The following is a 17,442-nucleotide window of genomic DNA, read 5'->3' on the forward strand; positions in this document are numbered from 1 at the left end:
TCGGGTGAAGTGCAAAGAGTTTGTAAATTGTCCCCCGTTAGCGCTGGGCTAACGGGGGAAGGAGGGTCAGGCGATCGCGTTCTCTTCCAGCTGGCGCATAAAGTTACGCACCCAGTCCATGCGGGTTTTGCGCTCCGTCAGCTCCTGGGTAAATTTCAGACGCGTTGGGCCATCCAGACGGAAATGCTGCGGCTGTTTTTGCAGCAGACCGATGAGCCACATCGGGTTGACGTGGTTCTTCTCGGCGAACTCAATCACGCCGCCTTTTTCGTTGCCTTCAAGCTTGCGAATGCCCAGCTTCTGCGCCTGCTGGCGCAGGCGCGCGATATCCAGCAGATTTCGCGCCGCATCGGGCAGCAGACCAAAGCGGTCGATCAGCTCAACCTTAATCTCTTCCAGCTCGCTTTCCGTCTTCGCGCTGGCGATGCGCTTGTAGAACGACAGTCGGGTATTCACGTCCGGAATGAAATCATCCGGCAGCAGGGAAGGCATACGCAACTCGACCTCGGTCTGCTGGCTGGTGAGATCTTCCAGCGACGGCTCGCGCCCGGCCTTCAGGGCATCAACCGCGTTTTCCAGCAGTTCCATATAGAGCGAGAAGCCGATGGTCTCCATCGAGCCGCTCTGGTCCTCACCCAGCAGTTCACCGGCACCGCGGATCTCGAGATCGTGCGTGGCCAGCGCGAAGCCTGCGCCGAGGTCTTCCAGCGAGGCGATGGCTTCCAGACGCTTTTGCGCGTCGGTGGTCATCGCTTTTGGATGCGGCGTCAGCAGCCAGGCGTAGGCCTGATGGTGCGAACGCCCGACGCGGCCGCGCAGCTGGTGAAGCTGCGCCAGGCCAAAGTGATCCGCACGTTCAATGATGATGGTGTTCGCCGTCGGAATGTCGATCCCGGTTTCGATGATGGTGGTACACACCAGCACGTTAAAGCGCTGATGGTGGAAGTCGTTCATCACCCGTTCCAGCTCGCGCTCGCGCATCTGCCCGTGACCGATAGCAATGCGCGCTTCCGGCACCAGCTCCGCCAGCCTGTCGGCCGCTTTCTGGATGTTTTCCACGTCGTTGTACAGGTAATAGACCTGACCCCCGCGCAGCACTTCACGCAGAATGGCCTCACGCACCACCAGATTATCGTATTCGCGGACGAAGGTTTTTACCGCCAGACGGCGCGCCGGCGGCGTGGCAATAATCGACAGATCGCGCATGCCGCTCATCGCCATGTTCAGGGTTCTCGGGATTGGCGTCGCGGTCAGGGTCAGGATATCGACGTCGGCGCGCATCGCTTTGATGCGTTCCTTATGACGCACCCCGAAGCGGTGCTCTTCGTCGACGATCAGCAGCCCCAGATCTTTCCACTTCACGTCGCTTTGCAGCAGCTTGTGGGTACCGATCAGAATGTCAATTTTGCCTTCGCTTGCCTGCTCCAGGATCTGCGTCTGCTCTTTGGTGCTGCGAAAACGTGACAGCATCTCGATGCGTACCGGCCAGTTGGCGAAGCGGTCGCGGAAGTTGTCGAAATGCTGCTGAGCGAGCAGGGTGGTTGGCACCAGCACCGCCACCTGCTTGTTGTTTTCCACCGCAAGGAAGGCGGCGCGCATCGCCACTTCGGTTTTGCCGAAGCCGACGTCGCCGCACACTAAACGGTCCATCGCCAGCGGCTGGCACATGTCGCTCAGCACGGCGTTAATAGCCTGAGCCTGATCCGGCGTGGTTTCAAACGGGAAGCTGTCGCAGAAGAGCTGATACTGTTCCTTATCATGCTTAAAGGCGAAGCCCTCTTTGGCCGCGCGCTGGGCGTAGATATCCAGCAGCTCGGCGGCCACGTCACGCACTTTTTCCGCGGCCTTCTGGCGCGCGCGCGCCCAGGCATCGCCGCCCAGCTTGTGCAGCGGCGCGTTCTCTTCGGCACCGCCCGCGTAGCGGCTGATCAGATGCAGGGACGACACCGGGACATAGAGTTTGGCGTCGTTGGCGTAGGTCAGCATCAGGTATTCACCTTTAATGCCGCCCGCTTCCAGCGTGGTCATCCCCTGATAGCGTCCAACGCCATGCTCCAGGTGAACAATCGGCTGGCCCGGATGCAGTTCGGCCAGGTTGCGGATCAGCGTGTCCGGGTTGATGGTTCGACGGCTGTCCTGACGACGGCGCGCGACGCGCTCGCCCAGCAGGTCGCTTTCGCAAATCAGCGCCAGGTTGTTGAGCGTGTCGATGAACCCGTGCTCGGCGGCGCCAATCATCAGGTAACGGCCGTTTCCGGTCGCCTCGCTCAGGCGCAGGATGCGCTTCGGCGCCACCTTAATACGTCCCAGCAGCTCACCTAACGCTTCGCGACGGCCTTCACTCTCAACGGAGAACACCACCGGGCCGGTAAAGGACTCCAGGAACTTGCGCAGATTATCCAGCGGGGATTTCTGCTGCGCCTGGACGGCCAGGTCCGGCAGCGTCCGGAAGGCGAGGTTGGTGTTGGCGGCCCTATCGGCAAGCGAATCGGTTTTCAGCTGCATGCGCGGCCAGCGCTTCAGCTCGGCGTTGAGCTCGTCGGTACGCAGCCACAGCGCCTCCGGCGGCAGCAGCGGACGCATCGGGTCAACGCCCCGGTTTTCGAAGCGAGCACGGGTTTCGCTTTCAAAGCGGCTGGCGCTGGCGTCGATATCCCCGGTGTTAACAATCAGCGTATTCGCCGGGAAGTAGCTGAACAGGGCAGGCAACGGCTCGCTGAAGAACAGCGGCTGCCAGTATTCAATCCCGGCAGGCAGCGTGCCTTTGCTGACCTGTTGATAAATATGTTCCGCGTCGCGCTTCACCTCGAACTTATCGCGCCACTGGCTGCGGAACAGTTCGATAGCGGTTTTGTCCGTCGGGAACTCATGCGCGGGCAGTAAATTGATGGACTCCACTTCCTCCAGCGTGCGCTGCGTATCGGCGTCGAAGACGCGCAGGCTGTCGATTTCATCATCGAAAAAGTCCAGACGATACGGCTGGTCGCTGCCCATCGGGTAAAGGTCGAGCAGCGCGCCGCGGGTCGCATATTCCCCGTGCTCCATCACCTGATCGACGTGGCGATACCCGGCGCCGTCAAGCTGCGCCCGCAGGGCATCACGGGACAGGCGCTGACCTTTTTTCATTACCAGCGCGTGACCGTGCAGGTAGCTGTGCGGACAGACGCGTTGCATCAGGGTGTTTACCGGCACAATCAGCACGCCGCGCTGCATGGTCGGGAGTTGATACAGCGTCGACAGGCGCGAGGAGATGATCTCCTGGTGCGGAGAGAAGCTGTCATAGGGCAGCGTTTCCCAGTCGGCCAGGCTGAACACCAGATTATCGGTGAACTGGCGAATTTCATCGTGCAGGCGCAGGGCGTTTTGCATATCCGGGGCAACCAGGATCACCGGGCCAGGATGACGCTCAGCAATTTCCGCCACCAGCGTGGCGCACGCTGCGCCCGTGAGTTCACCCAGCTGGCGCTGGTCGCCCGCTTTGACAGGCAAGGAATAACGATAGTGTTCAGGCATGGCTATGTCAGAGTCTCTTATGGATATACCAACAGTATTGGGGCATATCACTGATACGCAATGTCTTTATTATCCTCGATCGTTTTACATAAGCAAATCGTAACCGCACGGCGGGGTTATACGCCCCCGAAAGGGGGCGGAGAGGGCATTAACGGGTGGTCGGCGAGAGCGTAAGCGTCGAAGGCGGAGAAAAGAAAATGTCCCCGAACAGCGCGGTGGAGAGTTTACGCACCCCCAGCCCGGCCAGGGTACAGATAAGCAGGCTGGCAAACGGGTAGACCAGAATTAAGGTGAGTTCAGCCCAGAGCGGCCAGTACGCGGCATTCATCTCGCCAATCAGGAACAGGCTAAAGGCCTCAATGAGGATGCGGTGGGTGGTATAAATCGCAATGGTATTGGAGCCAATCACGTTCAGCAGGTTGTCAGGGTGAACAGCATAGCGCTGCTCAACGCTGTAGAACAGCTTCATGATCAGCACAATCGACAGCAAGGAGAGCAGCAGCGGAACGTTAGCAAACAACAGCACCACGGAGACGGCGGCGAAAGCGCCCGTTGCCAGCCAGGTGCGGCGCAGGTTTAGATTTTTCATCCATGCCATCAGCTCAGCGCCATACCACGCCCCGAGGCTGTAGTAGATCATGTTGCGGACCACGCTGTTCATTCCCCACCACGGCAGCGGCAGGAAGTTGATCGCGATGCTTGCCAGCGCCAGCAGTCCCAGCATCGGCAGCTTCCAGCGGCTCAGCAGTTTACACAACGTGAAGTAGACCACCAGGGCATACAGATACCACAGGCTGGTGCTGGCGGTGAGCATCCCTTGCACAAATCCCAGGAGCGAATCGGCGTAGGCCGCGTTCGACGAGGTGGTAACCTCGCGATCGGGCGCCAGCCAGGCGTTCAGGTGGGTCAGCGCCTGCCATTGCAGAATCCCCCACAGCGCCAGAACCCAGACAATGCTCCAGATTCGCTTGTCGAGGCTGGTTCGCCAGTCCACCTCGTCAATATAACGACGGATCAGATAGCCGGAGATAAAGAAAAAGACCGGCATACGGAAGGGGGCGAGATAGAGATTAAAATAGATCCAGCATTTGGCGAGAAGGCCAGAGAGCGGGTGTTGCAGCCCGATCAGGTGCGGATAAAACGTGATAACTGAATGGTAGATAACCACCAGGCAGATACACAGCCCTTTTATCTGGTTAATCCATAATGCTTTTTGCTTCATTGTTCGCAACTACCTTATTGCCATAGACGAACGAGCAATTGTTGTTAAACGAAACCGGGCTGTAATGGGTAACAGTCTGTATCAGGAGGTTTTTCGGAAAAGGTGGAGGTTACGAGGTGCGGTTTCAGATATTAGTACCCTGATTTATCTGAATTTTTCGGAAAAATGATTACCAAAGCTTACGGTTTCAGTCATTTACGCTTAACGGATTCGCTTATATACTCGTGGGTCTGCTATCAGCAAACAGACGGACTTCATGTATCAACCTGTCGCACTCTTCATAGGCTTACGCTACATGCGTGGGCGCGCCGCGGACCGCTTCGGTCGCTTTGTCTCCTGGCTTTCGACTATTGGCATTACGCTTGGCGTGATGGCACTGGTGACGGTGCTTTCCGTCATGAATGGCTTCGAGCGCGAGCTGCAAAACAACATCCTGGGGCTGATGCCGCAGGCCGTACTCTCATCCACTAACGGTTCGGTTAACCCACAGCAGCTGCCGGAAAGCGCGGCGAAGTTACAGGGCGTCACGCGCGTTGCGCCACTGACCACCGGCGACGTGGTGCTGCAAAGCGCCCGCAGCGTGGCGGTCGGCGTGATGCTGGGTATTGACCCGGCACAAAAAGATCCGCTCACGCCGTATCTCGTTAACGTGAAGCAGACCGATCTGGAAGCCGGAAAATACAATGTGATTCTGGGTGAGCAGCTTGCCGGCCAGCTTGGCGTTAACCGCGGCGACCAGCTCCGCGTGATGGTGCCTTCAGCCAGCCAGTTTACGCCGATGGGGCGCCTGCCAAGCCAGCGCCTGTTCACCGTGATTGGGACCTTTGCCGCCAACAGCGAAGTCGATGGCTACCAAATGCTGGTTAACATTCAGGACGCGTCACGCCTGATGCGCTACCCGGCCGGCAATATCACCGGCTGGCGCCTGTGGCTCGACGCGCCGCTGAAGGTCGATACCCTCAGCCAGCAAAAATTGCCGGACGGCACCAAATGGCAGGACTGGCGCGAGCGTAAAGGCGAGCTGTTCCAGGCCGTGCGGATGGAGAAAAACATGATGGGGCTGCTGCTGAGCCTGATCGTCGCCGTGGCTGCTTTTAACATCATCACCTCGCTGGGGCTGATGGTGATGGAGAAGCAGGGCGAGGTCGCTATCCTGCAAACCCAGGGGCTGACGCCGCGGCAGATCATGGCCGTGTTTATGGTGCAGGGGGCCAGCGCCGGTATCATCGGCGCGCTGCTCGGGGCGGTGCTGGGTGCGCTGCTTGCCAGCCAGCTCAACAATTTAATGCCGATCATCGGCGCGCTGCTTGACGGCGCGGCGCTGCCGGTGGCCATCGAGCCGCTGCAGGTGGTCGGTATTGCGCTGGCCGCGATGGCCATTGCGCTGCTTTCTACGCTTTATCCTTCCTGGCGCGCTGCCGCCACTCAACCCGCTGAGGCTTTACGTTATGAATAAGATCCTGTTGCAATGCGACAACCTGTCCAAACGCTATCAGGAAGGCACTGTGCAAACCGACGTGCTGCACAATGTGAGCTTTAGCGTGGGCGAAGGCGAGATGATGGCGATTGTCGGCAGCTCCGGCTCGGGCAAAAGTACGCTGCTGCACCTGCTGGGCGGGCTGGATACCCCAACCAACGGCGACGTGATTTTCTCCGGCCAGCCGATGAGCAAAATGTCCTCAGCAGCGAAGGCCGAGCTGCGTAACCGCGAGCTGGGCTTTATCTACCAGTTCCACCACCTGCTGCCGGACTTCACGGCGCTGGAAAACGTGGCGATGCCGCTGCTGATTGGCAAAAAGAAACCGGCTGAGATTAACGCCCGCGCCAGCGACATGCTGAAAGCGGTAGGGCTGGGCCATCGCGGAAACCACCGTCCGTCGGAGCTGTCCGGCGGCGAGCGTCAGCGCGTGGCGATTGCCCGTGCGCTGGTCAACAACCCGCGTCTGGTGCTGGCGGATGAGCCTACCGGTAACCTGGACGCGCGCAACGCGGACAGTATTTTCCAGCTTCTGGGCGAGCTGAACGCCTCGCAGGGCACCGCGTTTCTGGTGGTGACCCACGATCTGCAGCTGGCAAAACGCATGGGGCGCCAGCTTGAGATGCGCGACGGCCATCTGAACGCGGAACTGACCCTGATGGGAGCAGAGTAATGGCGTCACCGTTATCGTTACTCATCGGTTTACGTTTTAGCCGCGGCCGCCGTCGCGGCGGCATGGTGTCGCTGATCTCCGTTATCTCGACCATCGGTATTGCGCTGGGTGTGGCGGTGCTGATCGTCGGCCTGAGCGCCATGAACGGCTTCGAGCGCGAGCTGAATAACCGTATTCTGGCGGTGGTGCCGCACGGGGAGATCGAACCGGTTAACCAGCCGTGGACGAACTGGAGCGACGCCCTGAACAAAGTGGAAAAAGTGCCCGGCATCGCCGCGGCTGCGCCCTACATTAACTTTACCGGGCTGGTGGAGAGCGGGGTAAACCTGCGCGCTATCCAAGTGAAAGGGGTGAACCCGGCGCAGGAAGCGCGCCTCAGCGCGCTGCCGAACTACGTGCAGAACGGCGCGTGGGCCAACTTCAGGGCGAGCGAGCAGCAGATCATCATGGGTAAAGGCGTTGCTGATGCCCTGAAGGTGAAGCAGGGCGACTGGGTGTCAATCATGATCCCGAATGCCAGCGCCGATCACAAACTGCAGCAGCCAAAGCGCGTGCGCCTGCACGTTACCGGTATTCTTCAGCTGAGCGGTCAGCTTGACCACAGCTTTGCGATGGTGCCGATGGAGGATGCACGCCAGTATCTCGACATGGGCGACAGCGTGACGGGCATTGCCATTAAGGTGAACGACGTCTTTAATGCTAACAAACTGGTGCGCGACGCGGGCAGCGTGACCAATAACTATGTCTACATCAAAAGCTGGATCGGCACTTACGGCTATATGTACCGTGATATCCAGATGATCCGCGCCATTATGTATCTGGCGATGGTGCTGGTGATCGGTGTCGCGTGCTTTAATATCGTCTCGACGCTGGTGATGGCGGTCAAAGACAAGAGCGGCGACATCGCCGTGCTGCGTACCCTTGGGGCAAAAGACGGTCTTATTCGCGCCATCTTCGTCTGGTACGGTTTGCTGGCGGGGCTGTTCGGCAGCCTGTGCGGCGTGGTGATTGGCGTGGTGGTTTCCCTGCAGCTAACGCCGATTATCAACGGCATTGAAAAGCTTATTGGTCACCAGTTCCTGTCGGGTGATATCTATTTTATTGACTTCCTGCCGTCTGAACTGCACTGGCTGGATGTTTTTTATGTGCTGCTTACAGCACTTTTACTGAGTCTGCTGGCAAGCTGGTATCCGGCGCGTCGCGCAAGCCGAATTGATCCGGCGAGGGTATTAAGTGGCCAGTAATTACGTCACGATCTAGCGGCTTTCGGGTCGCCAGATCGAAAGAGGAATGCGTTATGTATTATGGATTTGATATTGGCGGCACCAAGATTGCGCTCGGCGTGTTTGATAAAGACCTCAAACTGCAGTGGGAAACCCGCGTTCCCACGCCGCGCGACAGCTACGACGAATTTTTAACCGCCATTGCCGCGCTGGTGGCGCAGGCCGATGAACGCTTTGGCGTGAAAGGCAGCGTCGGCATTGGTATTCCGGGCATGCCGGAAACCGACGACGGTACGCTTTACGCGGCCAACGTGCCTGCCGCCAGCGGTAAACCGCTGCGCGCCGATCTCTCCGCGCTCCTTGAACGCGACGTGCGTTTAGATAACGACGCCAACTGCTTTGCGCTCTCCGAAGCCTGGGATGATGAGTTCCGTCACTATCCGCTGGTGATGGGGCTGATCCTCGGTACCGGCGTCGGCGGAGGAATCGTCATCAACGGTAAGCCCATCACCGGCCGCAGCTACATCACCGGCGAGTTTGGTCATATCCGCCTGCCGGTGGATGCGCTGGAGGTCGTCGGCCGTGATTTCCCGCTGACCCGCTGCGGCTGCGGGCAGCACGGCTGTATTGAGAACTACCTGTCAGGCCGCGGGTTTGCATGGCTTTACGAACACTTCTATCATCAGAAACTTGAGGCCCCTCAAATCATTACCCTGTGGGAGCAAGGGGATGCGCAGGCGCGTGAGCACGTCGAGCGCTATCTGGATCTGCTGGCGGTGTGTCTGGGCAATATTCTCACCATCGTCGACCCGGATCTGCTGGTGATCGGGGGAGGGCTCTCAAACTTTACCGCGATTACGGAACGGTTGTCCGGGCGTTTGCCCCGACACTTATTGCCGGTTGCCCGCGTGCCGCGTATTGAACGCGCGCGACACGGGGACGCAGGAGGCATGCGCGGAGCCGCATTCCTTCATCTTACCGATTAGTTTACGAGGTTTCTATGCTGTCGCGTCGCCAGGGTCGACTCAGCCGTTTTCGCAAAAATAAACGCCGCTTGCGTGAGCGCTTGCGCCAGCGGATCTTTTTCAGAGACAGAATGATGCCAGAAGCGATGGATAAACCCAGAGTGGTGGTGCTGACCGGGGCGGGGATCTCCGCCGAGTCAGGAATTCGAACCTTCCGCGCGGCGGACGGGCTGTGGGAAGAGCACCGCGTGGAGGATGTCGCCACGCCGGAAGGCTTTGCCCGCGACCCGGATCTCGTGCAGGCGTTTTACAACGCCCGCCGTCGTCAGCTTCAGCAGCCTGACGTCGCGCCGAATGCCGCGCATCTGGCGCTGGCGAAGCTGGAAGAGGCGCTGGGCGATCGTTTTCTGCTGGTGACGCAGAATATCGACAACCTGCATGAGCGAGCCGGTAACAGGAACATCATCCATATGCACGGCGAGCTGCTCAAGGTTCGCTGCGCATGGAGCGGTCAGGTGCTGGACTGGAAAGAGGACGTGCTGCCGGAGGATAAGTGCCACTGCTGCCAGTTCCCGTCGCGCCTGCGTCCGCACGTGGTCTGGTTCGGCGAAATGCCGCTGGGAATGGATGAGATCTACAGCGCGCTGGCGATGGCCGACGTGTTTATCGCCATCGGCACATCCGGCCATGTTTATCCGGCGGCGGGGTTTGTCCACGAAGCGCGGCTGCACGGTGCGCATACCGTTGAACTCAATCTTGAGCCAAGCCAGGTGGGCAGCGAGTTTGAAGAGAAACACTACGGTCTGGCAAGCACGGTTGTTCCGGAATTTGTCGACAAGCTGCTGAAAGGTCTGTAACGCTCATGGCGTGAAAAGGCACCCGCTGGACGGGTGCCTTTTTATTTAAGAATGAAAGAAGGCCAGCGTCTTCTCCAGCGATTTAGCCTGCTCGTCCAGCGAGAGCGCCGCCGCAGAGATCTGCTGAACCAGAGAGGCATTCTGCTGGGTGGTGCTGTCCATCTGGTTGACGGCGGTACTGACCTGGCTAATCCCCCGATTCTGCTCGTCCAGCGCCTGAACAATGTCGTTGATGACCAGATGCACGTGCGACACCGCCTCAATCACCTGTTTCATCATTACGCCGGTCTCATTGACCAGCTCGACGCCTTTGCTGACGCGGCCTGAGGACTCGGCAATCAGCTGAGAGATCTCTTTGGCCGCGTTAGCGCTTCGCTGGGCAAGGTTGCGTACTTCACCTGCGACTACCGCGAAACCGCGTCCCTGTTCACCTGCGCGCGCCGCTTCAACGGCCGCATTCAGCGCCAGAATATTGGTCTGGAAGGCGATGCCATCGACGATACTGTTTATCTCACCGATCTTGCGCGCGCTCTCATCAATTTCGCCGATCACCACGACCACGTCGTTCACCAGCGTTTCGCCATGCCCCGCAAGACTCGCGGCGCGATCGGTCAGCGTGGTCGCCTTGTGGGCGTTATCGGCATTGTTCTTCACCGTAACCGAAATCTCTTCCATGCTGGCAGCGGTTTCAACAATCGCCGCCGCCTGTTCCTCGGTACGCGAGGCGAGGTCAAGGTTGCCCGCCGAAATTTCGCTGGTCCCGCCGTGCACGGAGTGGCTGGCTTCGCTGATGTTGTCGACGATGCGCTTGAGCTGCGTCTGCATGGTGTGCAGGGCATAAAAAATGCTGTGGGTATCCCCGGATCGCACCGGGATGGTGTTGTTCAGATCCCCGCGGGCGACGGCCAGGGCGATCCCGGCGGCCTCGGAAGGTTCTCCCCCCACCGGACGATCAACCTTGCGGGTAAAGATCTGGGCCATCACCAGGCTAACCGCAACGATGCTTAACACCATCATGACGATGGCCTTCAGTAAAAATGCGCGCGCTTCGGCCATCACTTCGCTGACCGGGGTGATGATGGCGAGTTTCCACGGCGTCTGGCTATTACCGACGGCGATCGCCTGCCAGGTGATAAACACCTCTTCTTTCAGCAGCGGATCGTTTACCCGAGTGACGTCATGTCCTGCAATGTGACCCGCGTAAGGCTTGCCTGCCGCACCTTTGTCCGGGCTGGACACCACGTTATTGCCCGCAGACAGGAGCAGGGCGTAGCCTGTGCCGTTCCACGGTTTAATGGCGCCAATCATGGACTGCAGCGTGGCGAGCGAGAAGTCAGAGGTGACCGAGCCCAGAAACTGACCGTCACGCATGATGGGGGCGGCAATTGAGGTGAGCATCACGTCCACGCCGTTGTAGGGGTAAATATAGGGTTCGATGATCACATCTTTATGCCGCTGTTTCGGCAACAGATAGTAATCACCGCTGCCGGGCGTTTCGATGTCCGTCAGCAGGTGCAATGTCGGTTTGCCGGTGGCATCGCGGTCGACGTAGCGGGCGTAGCGCCCGGCAGGATCTTCACCGCTCTGACCGGCAAAGACGGCATCTTTATCGTCAAACGCGTTGGGCTCAAAGGCCATCGACATGGAGAGAAACGACGGGTGAGCCGAGAGGTAGTGGACGAGCAGCTGGTTCAGGCTCTGGCGGTCGGAAATGCCCGCTTCGCGCAGCGCGAGGGCGCTGTTGCCCATATCCCGGGCGGCAGTCAGGGCAGAATCCAGCTGTTTGCTGACCTGTAAAGCTTGTACCTCGGCTATCTGGCGAATATGGTTTTTGGCCAGCACCTCTTGCTGCGCCATCCATTGCCACATCATAAACCCGATCGTTGCCGTAAAGCCCACCGTCACGGTGAGGAAAATGGACAATAGCATCAACGTCTTGACTCTTATTTTTTGTCTTCGGACCATGGCGTCTTTCATTCTCATCTCCCGTAATGTCGTGCATGTCGGGCAGGCACAAAGTACTTATCGGATATTTCATCCCCTTTCTGTAGAGCGAAGGATATATTTAATTTAAATCCAGACGGTTAATTCCCGTTAATTAGTGTGGATGCTTTTATTTTGTGCATTCAATCAAAATAGTGCTCGATAAAACTCGTTATCGTCGTGTAGAAAGAGGATGCTAATAAATATAAAGTGGTAGAGGAGGATGGGATATGTACGGATTTATCGCGCGACAACCCATTTTTAACCCTGAAATGAATACCGTAGCCTATGAGCTGCTTTTCAGAGACGGGATGACAAATCGTTTTCCGGATGTGTCGGCAGAATATGCCACGTCCAGGATGATATCCGATCAGTTCTTATGTGTGCCGTCCCAGCGCATTGCCGGGGCACATACGTCGTTTATTAATTTCCCTTCAAGGATGGTTATTGACCGCAGTGGAGAAGCGCTTGATAAAGAGAGCGTGGTGATTGAAATCCTTGAAGATGCTGTGCCGGGGGCTGAACTGCTGCAGGCCGTCAGGGAGATGAATGCGCACGGTTATCAGTTTGCGCTTGATGATTTCACCCTTTCGCCAGAATGGGATGTTTTTTTACCCTATATTTCAATCCTGAAATTCGACGTCAGAAATTATACCTTAGCGCAAATTAAAGAGTATCTGAAAGTACGTAAACATCTGACCGGTCATATTAAATATCTTGCTGAAAAAATTGAGACTAAAGAGGAATTCAACCAATACAGAGACGAGGGATTTTCCCTTTTTCAGGGCTATTTTTTCTGCCGTCCAGAGGTCATTAAATATAAACGGCTGTCGCAAAATCAGCTGGCGATTTTTCGGCTGCAAATGGAGGTCGGACGCAATAAACCTGATTTTCGAATCATCGAGTCGTTGATAAAAACCGATCTCACGCTCTCTTATAAAATCATGCGCTATATGAAGCATACGGCGTTTAAGCATGTCGGCGCCTGTAATTTCAGTAAGTTAACCCTGAGCGAGGTGCTCAGGTATCTTGGCGAAAACCAGCTCCGACGGTTTGTTGCCGTCGTGGTCCTCGCCAGTGCGGGCAATGACACCGTCAGCGAGCTTTACCCGCTGAGCATGATGCGCGGCAAATTCTGCGAACTGCTGGCTGAGACGATGAACGAACCTACTCTGGCTGAAAATGCGTTCATGTGCGGCCTGTTTTCTCTGCTCGATACCCTCCTGGAGCTTCCGATGGCAGAGCTGATGAAGCAAATTGCGGTGCCGCAGAGCGTGAGCAACGCGCTGTGCCACCAGGAGGGACGGTTAGCCGACATGATTAACCTCTGCCGTTACTATGAACAGCAGCGGTGGGACGAGGCGACCCGGGTTCGTCAGGCGCTGGGCCTGTCAGATGAAGAGGTGGTTGAGGCGATGCGAAAAGCGACGCTCTGGGCTGGAGAGAATACGGTCAGTTAATCCTTCCTCACGGCGCGCAGGCGGCGTGAGGAAGTACGCGATACCGGTTAGCGGCCCGCTTTTAACTTCTGGTAATACTCTTCGTAGAGCCGGCTGGCGTCGCCGACATCGTTCTGCCACTCACCTTTGCTGATGGTTTCCGCATCCGGGTAGAGCGACTTATCGTTAGCCACTTCAGGCTTCAGCAGCTTGCGTGCGGCCAGGTTTGGCGTCGGGTAGCCAATCGTCTCGGCAACCTGTTTCGCCACGTCCGGGCGCAGCAGGAAGTTAATCAGCTTCAGCGCCCCATCCACATTTTTCGCGTTAGCCGGAATGGAGAGGCTGTCCATCCAGAAGATCCCGCCTTCTTTTGGCCAGACTACCTCAAGCGGCGTACCGGCCTGGCGGGCCACATACGCGGAGCCGTTCCACACCATCCCCAGGTTTACTTCGCCTTCCATATACGGGTTTGCAGGGTTATCAGAGTTGAATGCCGCCACGTTAGGCATCAGTTTTTTCAGCTCGGCATATGCCGCTTCAATCTCTTTAGGATCCGTCGTGTTGCCAGAGTAGCCAAGCTTGCGCAGCGCCACCTGGAAGACTTCGCGCGCGTCGTCGGTCAACAGCAGGCTGCCTTTGTATTGCGGTTTCCACAGATCGGCCCAGCTTGTCACCGATTTCGGATCGACGGCCTCGCTGTTAACGCCAATCGCGGTTGCCCCCCAGATATACGGAATGGAGTAGTCGTTGTTTGGGTCAAACGGCTTGTTGAGCATCTCAGGATCGAGGTTTGAAAAATGGGTTAGCTTCGTTTTGTCGATCTTCTGGATCATGCCTTCTTTGCGCATTTTGTCGACAAAGTAGGTGGAAGGAACCACCAGATCGTACGCGCCATCTTTGTAGGTTTTGAGCTTGGCGTACATGGTTTCATTCGACTCGTAGGTCGAGTAGATCACCTTGATGCCCGTCTCCTTGGTGAACTGCTCCAGCAGGCCCGGCGGCACGTACTCGGTCCAGTTGTAGAAGTAGAGCGTTTTGCTGTCATCAGCGTGTGCGGCACCCATACCAAGCACCAGCGCCGCAGCGGCGAGCATTTTTTTCATTTCATTGTCCCCTGAGATTTTGTTTTATCACGAGCAATAACCTGGCTGGCGATCACCAGAACCAGCGAAAACACCAGCAGAATGGTCGCCAGCGCGTTCACCTCAGGTGAAACGCCGACTTTCACCATCGAATAAATTTTCAACGGCAGAATTTCATAGCTCGGCCCGGTCACGAAGGAGGAGACCACCACGTCATCCATCGACAGGGTAAAGCTCAGCAGCCATCCGGCCGCCACGGCGGGCATCGCCAGCGGCAGGATGATTTTGCGCAGGATGGTCATTTCGCTGGCACCCAGATCTTTCGCCGCCTCCAGCATGCGCACGTCGAACCCTTTCAGGCGCGCAAAGACGGTCACCACCACAAACGGCAGGCAGAAGGTGATATGGGAAAACAGCAGCGACCAGAAGCCAAGCTGTACGCCCAGCAGCATAAACAGCACCAGCAGCGAAATCGCCATCACGATGTCCGGCGACATCATCACCACAAACAGCATGCCGCTGACGAACGGCTTACCGCGAAAGCGATAGCGATAGAGCGCCACGGCGGTCAGGGAGCCAATCAGCGTGGCGAAGGTGGCGGAGAAGATCGCCATCGTCAGCGAGTGCTGAGCGGCCTGCAGCAGGCTGTCGTTGTTCATCAGCAGGCTGTACCAGTCGGTGGTAAAGCCCTGCCAGTTAATCCCAAAGCGCGAGCTGTTAAACGAGTTCACGATCAAAATAATGATCGGGATATACAGGTAAGCGTAAATGGCGGTCATGAAACCGCCGCGAAGCAGTCGACCGATCATTCGAGTTCCACCTTCTTGTTCAGCAACCGTGAGGCGCGCCAGTAAACCAGAAGCATCAGACCCATCACCACCGTCAACGTAATGCTGGTGGCGGAGCCGAACGGCCAGTCGCGAATGTTGAGGAACTGACTCTTGATCACATTCCCAATCAGCAGGTTTTTCGCGCCACCCATCAGGTCCGAAACGTAGAACAGACCCATGGCCGGAAGCATGACCAGCAGGCAGCCCGCGATAATGCCGGGCATGGTCAGCGGAATGATAATGCGGATAAAGGTCTGGAACCTGTTGGCACCCAGATCTTTTGCCGCTTCCAGCAGCGGTTTATCCAGCTTCTCAATGCTGGAGTAGAGCGGCATCACCATAAACGGCAGCAGGATATAGACCAGACCCACAATCACCGCGCTCGGGGTAAACATGATGCGGATCGGCGTATCAATCACCCCCAGCCACAGCAGAAATTCATTGAGGTAGCCTTTGGTGCTGAGGAAGATTTTCAGCCCGTAGATGCGAATCAGCGAGTTGGTCCAGAACGGCACAATCAGCAGAAACAACAGCAGCGGACGCACCTTTTGCGGCAGACCCGCGAGGAACCATGCGAACGGATAACCCAGCACCAGGCAGGCAATGGTGGCAATCAGCGCCATATTGAGCGAATGCAGCAGCACGTCAAAATAGAGCGGATCGAGCAGGCGCGCGTAGTTGTCCAGCGTAAAAACCAGCGAAACGAAGTTTGCGTCGTCACGGGTCAGGAAGCTGGTGGCGATGATCATCAGGTTGGGTAAAAAGACAAACAACACAAGCCAACCGACGATCGTGGCAATCACCACATTCTGGAACTTACTTGTGTTCTTCATCAGCCAGTACAACCTCCCAGCTTTCTACCCAGTTGATAACCATTTTCTGGTCGAGAGAGTGGTCGAAGTCCGGGTCGTCCTCGTTAAAGAACTCGCTGACCATCACCATTTTGCCGTTCTCCAGCTCGACGACAGACTCCAGCGTCATCCCTTTGTAGTTGCGCTCGCGGATATAGCCGATTAACCCTTCGGCCTCGGTATTGCCGTGAATTTCATCGACGCGCAGATCTTCCGGGCGCAGCAGAACGTTGAGCTTTTGTCCCTTTTCGACGGGGAAATTCACCGTGATGACGCACTCGCGTCCTTCGACGCACGCGCGAACGCGCTGGTCGTCCAGGCGCTCAATCACCGTGGCGTCGAAGATATTGATCTCACCAATGAAGCTGGCGACAAACAGATTTTTCGGCTCTTCGTAGATTTCACGCGGCGTGCCGTCCTGCTCGATTTTGCCGTCGCGCATCACCACGATGCGGTCGGACATGGTCAGGGCTTCTTCCTGGTCGTGGGTGACGAAGACAAAGGTAATGCCGAGCTTGCGCTGCAGGGCTTTAAGCTCGTTCTGCATCTGCTTGCGCAGCTTGTAATCCAGCGCGGAGAGGGATTCATCCAGCAGGAGCAGACGCGGCTTGTTGACCACGGCGCGGGCGATGGCCACGCGCTGCTGCTGGCCGCCGGAAAGCTGATGCGGTTTTCGCTGGGCGAACGTCTCAAGCTGTACCATGCGCAGGGCTTCGGTGACGCGCGGTTCGATTTCATTCGCCGGGGTTTTTTGCATCCGCAGGCCAAACGCCACGTTTTCAAACACGGTCATGTGCGGGAAGAGGGCATAGCTCTGAAAGACAGTGTTGACGTGGCGGTCTTCGGCGGGAACCTGGGTGATGTCCTGGTTTTCAAGATGGATATGGCCGTTATCGACGCTCTCCAGCCCGGCGATAAGGCGCAGTACGGTGGTTTTGCCGCAGCCGGAGGGGCCAAGCAGCGTCAGAAACTCACCGTCATTGATGGTGAGAGTGAGGTCGGAAATGACGTCTTTGCCATCAAAACTTTTACGAATTCGTTCCAGTTGCACCAGCGGTGAACGTGAACGGGATTGTGTATTCAATTTTTGCGCTGTCCCATATAGACGCCTCAGGCAGCAGACTGAAGCGGGGTTTGTGTGTAACCACCTTGGTGACTCGTAATGAGGGCGGACATTCTACGGCAATCCCCCGCAATCGCCAATCCTTGTCACTGATTCATAAGCTACATTTACTAACGCACAACGATATAAACGGAATCTATGGTCACTCCCGTTTTTGCAACACCGATTTTGACGATAAGTTGGCTTGCTTGAATCTATCCGGCG

At 57.1% G+C, this 17,442-nt stretch carries 13 protein-coding genes; 6 read left to right on the plus strand and 7 right to left on the minus strand.

The features are described from left to right. Positions 1-66 precede the first annotated feature (66 nt). Both mfd and C6A40_RS19725 read right to left on the minus strand, forming a co-directional pair. Positions 67-3,513: a transcription-repair coupling factor gene (mfd, locus tag C6A40_RS19720; RefSeq protein WP_008500775.1), complete on the minus strand. Its 3,447-nt coding sequence runs from the start codon at positions 3,511-3,513 to the stop codon at positions 67-69. A gap of 148 nt (positions 3,514-3,661) precedes the next feature. Further along, complete coding sequence (locus C6A40_RS19725; RefSeq protein ID WP_008500774.1) at positions 3,662-4,735, minus strand: acyltransferase family protein; 1,074 nt, start codon at positions 4,733-4,735, stop codon at positions 3,662-3,664. A gap of 256 nt (positions 4,736-4,991) precedes the next feature. On the opposite strand from C6A40_RS19725, the gene lolC reads away from it, so the two are divergent. Genes lolC through cobB form a run of 5 tightly spaced genes read left to right on the plus strand, consistent with a single transcriptional unit; the run spans position 4,992 to position 9,930 of the window. Next, complete coding sequence (gene lolC / locus C6A40_RS19730; protein ID WP_025911790.1) at positions 4,992-6,191, plus strand: lipoprotein-releasing ABC transporter permease subunit LolC; 1,200 nt, start codon at positions 4,992-4,994, stop codon at positions 6,189-6,191. Then, entirely contained in the window at positions 6,184-6,885 is a 702-nt protein-coding gene (lolD, locus tag C6A40_RS19735; RefSeq protein WP_008500772.1) for a lipoprotein-releasing ABC transporter ATP-binding protein LolD, read from the plus strand. Before lolC ends, lolD begins: the two co-directional genes overlap by 8 nt. Continuing rightward, complete coding sequence (gene lolE / locus C6A40_RS19740) at positions 6,885-8,129, plus strand: lipoprotein-releasing ABC transporter permease subunit LolE (protein ID WP_045334655.1); 1,245 nt, start codon at positions 6,885-6,887, stop codon at positions 8,127-8,129. Before lolD ends, lolE begins: the two co-directional genes overlap by 1 nt. Positions 8,130-8,182: 53 nt before the next feature. Next, the gene (gene nagK / locus C6A40_RS19745) at positions 8,183-9,094 is read left to right on the plus strand and encodes an N-acetylglucosamine kinase (RefSeq protein ID WP_023327119.1); all 912 of its coding nucleotides are present in this window, start codon (positions 8,183-8,185) and stop codon (positions 9,092-9,094) included. Between the two features lie 14 nt (positions 9,095-9,108). Then, the gene (gene cobB / locus C6A40_RS19750; protein ID WP_008500769.1) at positions 9,109-9,930 is read left to right on the plus strand and encodes a Sir2 family NAD+-dependent deacetylase; all 822 of its coding nucleotides are present in this window, start codon (positions 9,109-9,111) and stop codon (positions 9,928-9,930) included. Positions 9,931-9,975: 45 nt separating this feature from the next. Here the strand turns inward: cobB and C6A40_RS19755 are convergent, their stop codons facing one another. Further along, positions 9,976-11,907 (minus strand): methyl-accepting chemotaxis protein, encoded by a 1,932-nt coding sequence (locus tag C6A40_RS19755; protein WP_045334652.1) that lies wholly within the window; start codon positions 11,905-11,907, stop codon positions 9,976-9,978. Between the two features lie 236 nt (positions 11,908-12,143). Here C6A40_RS19755 and C6A40_RS19760 point away from each other — a divergent pair, with 236 nt between their 5' ends. After that, complete coding sequence (locus tag C6A40_RS19760) at positions 12,144-13,373, plus strand: EAL and HDOD domain-containing protein (RefSeq protein WP_045334650.1); 1,230 nt, start codon at positions 12,144-12,146, stop codon at positions 13,371-13,373. A gap of 47 nt (positions 13,374-13,420) precedes the next feature. Here C6A40_RS19760 and potD read toward each other — a convergent pair whose 3' ends face one another. The 4 genes from potD to potA are packed head-to-tail and all read right to left on the minus strand — an operon-like array spanning position 13,421 to position 17,229. After that, the gene (potD, locus tag C6A40_RS19765; protein ID WP_008500766.1) at positions 13,421-14,455 is read right to left on the minus strand and encodes a spermidine/putrescine ABC transporter substrate-binding protein PotD; all 1,035 of its coding nucleotides are present in this window, start codon (positions 14,453-14,455) and stop codon (positions 13,421-13,423) included. Then, positions 14,452-15,243: a spermidine/putrescine ABC transporter permease PotC gene (gene potC / locus C6A40_RS19770; RefSeq protein WP_008500765.1), complete on the minus strand. Its 792-nt coding sequence runs from the start codon at positions 15,241-15,243 to the stop codon at positions 14,452-14,454. Before potC ends, potD begins: the two co-directional genes overlap by 4 nt. Continuing rightward, entirely contained in the window at positions 15,240-16,097 is an 858-nt protein-coding gene (gene potB, locus C6A40_RS19775) for a spermidine/putrescine ABC transporter permease PotB (protein ID WP_008500764.1), read from the minus strand. Before potB ends, potC begins: the two co-directional genes overlap by 4 nt. Then, the gene (gene potA, locus C6A40_RS19780) at positions 16,081-17,229 is read right to left on the minus strand and encodes a spermidine/putrescine ABC transporter ATP-binding protein PotA (RefSeq protein WP_175441128.1); all 1,149 of its coding nucleotides are present in this window, start codon (positions 17,227-17,229) and stop codon (positions 16,081-16,083) included. The genes potB and potA overlap by 17 nt, the downstream gene beginning before the upstream one ends. Between the last annotated feature and the right edge of the window lie 213 nt (positions 17,230-17,442).

Source organism: Enterobacter sp. GER_MD16_1505_Eko_090 (genome assembly GCF_003331015.1).
GTDB classification, from domain to species: Bacteria; Pseudomonadota; Gammaproteobacteria; order Enterobacterales; family Enterobacteriaceae; genus Enterobacter; species Enterobacter roggenkampii.

Bases quoted from the DNA above. Each gene is read 5' to 3' on its own strand.
- mfd (WP_008500775.1), bottom strand. From the start codon at position 3,513: ATGCCTGAACACTATCGTTATTCCTTGCCTGTCAAAGCGGGCGACCAG.
- C6A40_RS19725 (WP_008500774.1), bottom strand. From the start codon at position 4,735: ATGAAGCAAAAAGCATTATGGATTAACCAGATAAAAGGGCTGTGTATC.
- lolC (WP_025911790.1), top strand. From the start codon at position 4,992: ATGTATCAACCTGTCGCACTCTTCATAGGCTTACGCTACATGCGTGGG.
- lolD (WP_008500772.1), top strand. From the start codon at position 6,184: ATGAATAAGATCCTGTTGCAATGCGACAACCTGTCCAAACGCTATCAG.
- lolE (WP_045334655.1), top strand. From the start codon at position 6,885: ATGGCGTCACCGTTATCGTTACTCATCGGTTTACGTTTTAGCCGCGGC.
- nagK (WP_023327119.1), top strand. From the start codon at position 8,183: ATGTATTATGGATTTGATATTGGCGGCACCAAGATTGCGCTCGGCGTG.
- cobB (WP_008500769.1), top strand. From the start codon at position 9,109: ATGCTGTCGCGTCGCCAGGGTCGACTCAGCCGTTTTCGCAAAAATAAA.
- C6A40_RS19755 (WP_045334652.1), bottom strand. From the start codon at position 11,907: ATGAAAGACGCCATGGTCCGAAGACAAAAAATAAGAGTCAAGACGTTG.
- C6A40_RS19760 (WP_045334650.1), top strand. From the start codon at position 12,144: ATGTACGGATTTATCGCGCGACAACCCATTTTTAACCCTGAAATGAAT.
- potD (WP_008500766.1), bottom strand. From the start codon at position 14,455: ATGAAAAAAATGCTCGCCGCTGCGGCGCTGGTGCTTGGTATGGGTGCC.
- potC (WP_008500765.1), bottom strand. From the start codon at position 15,243: ATGATCGGTCGACTGCTTCGCGGCGGTTTCATGACCGCCATTTACGCT.
- potB (WP_008500764.1), bottom strand. From the start codon at position 16,097: ATGAAGAACACAAGTAAGTTCCAGAATGTGGTGATTGCCACGATCGTC.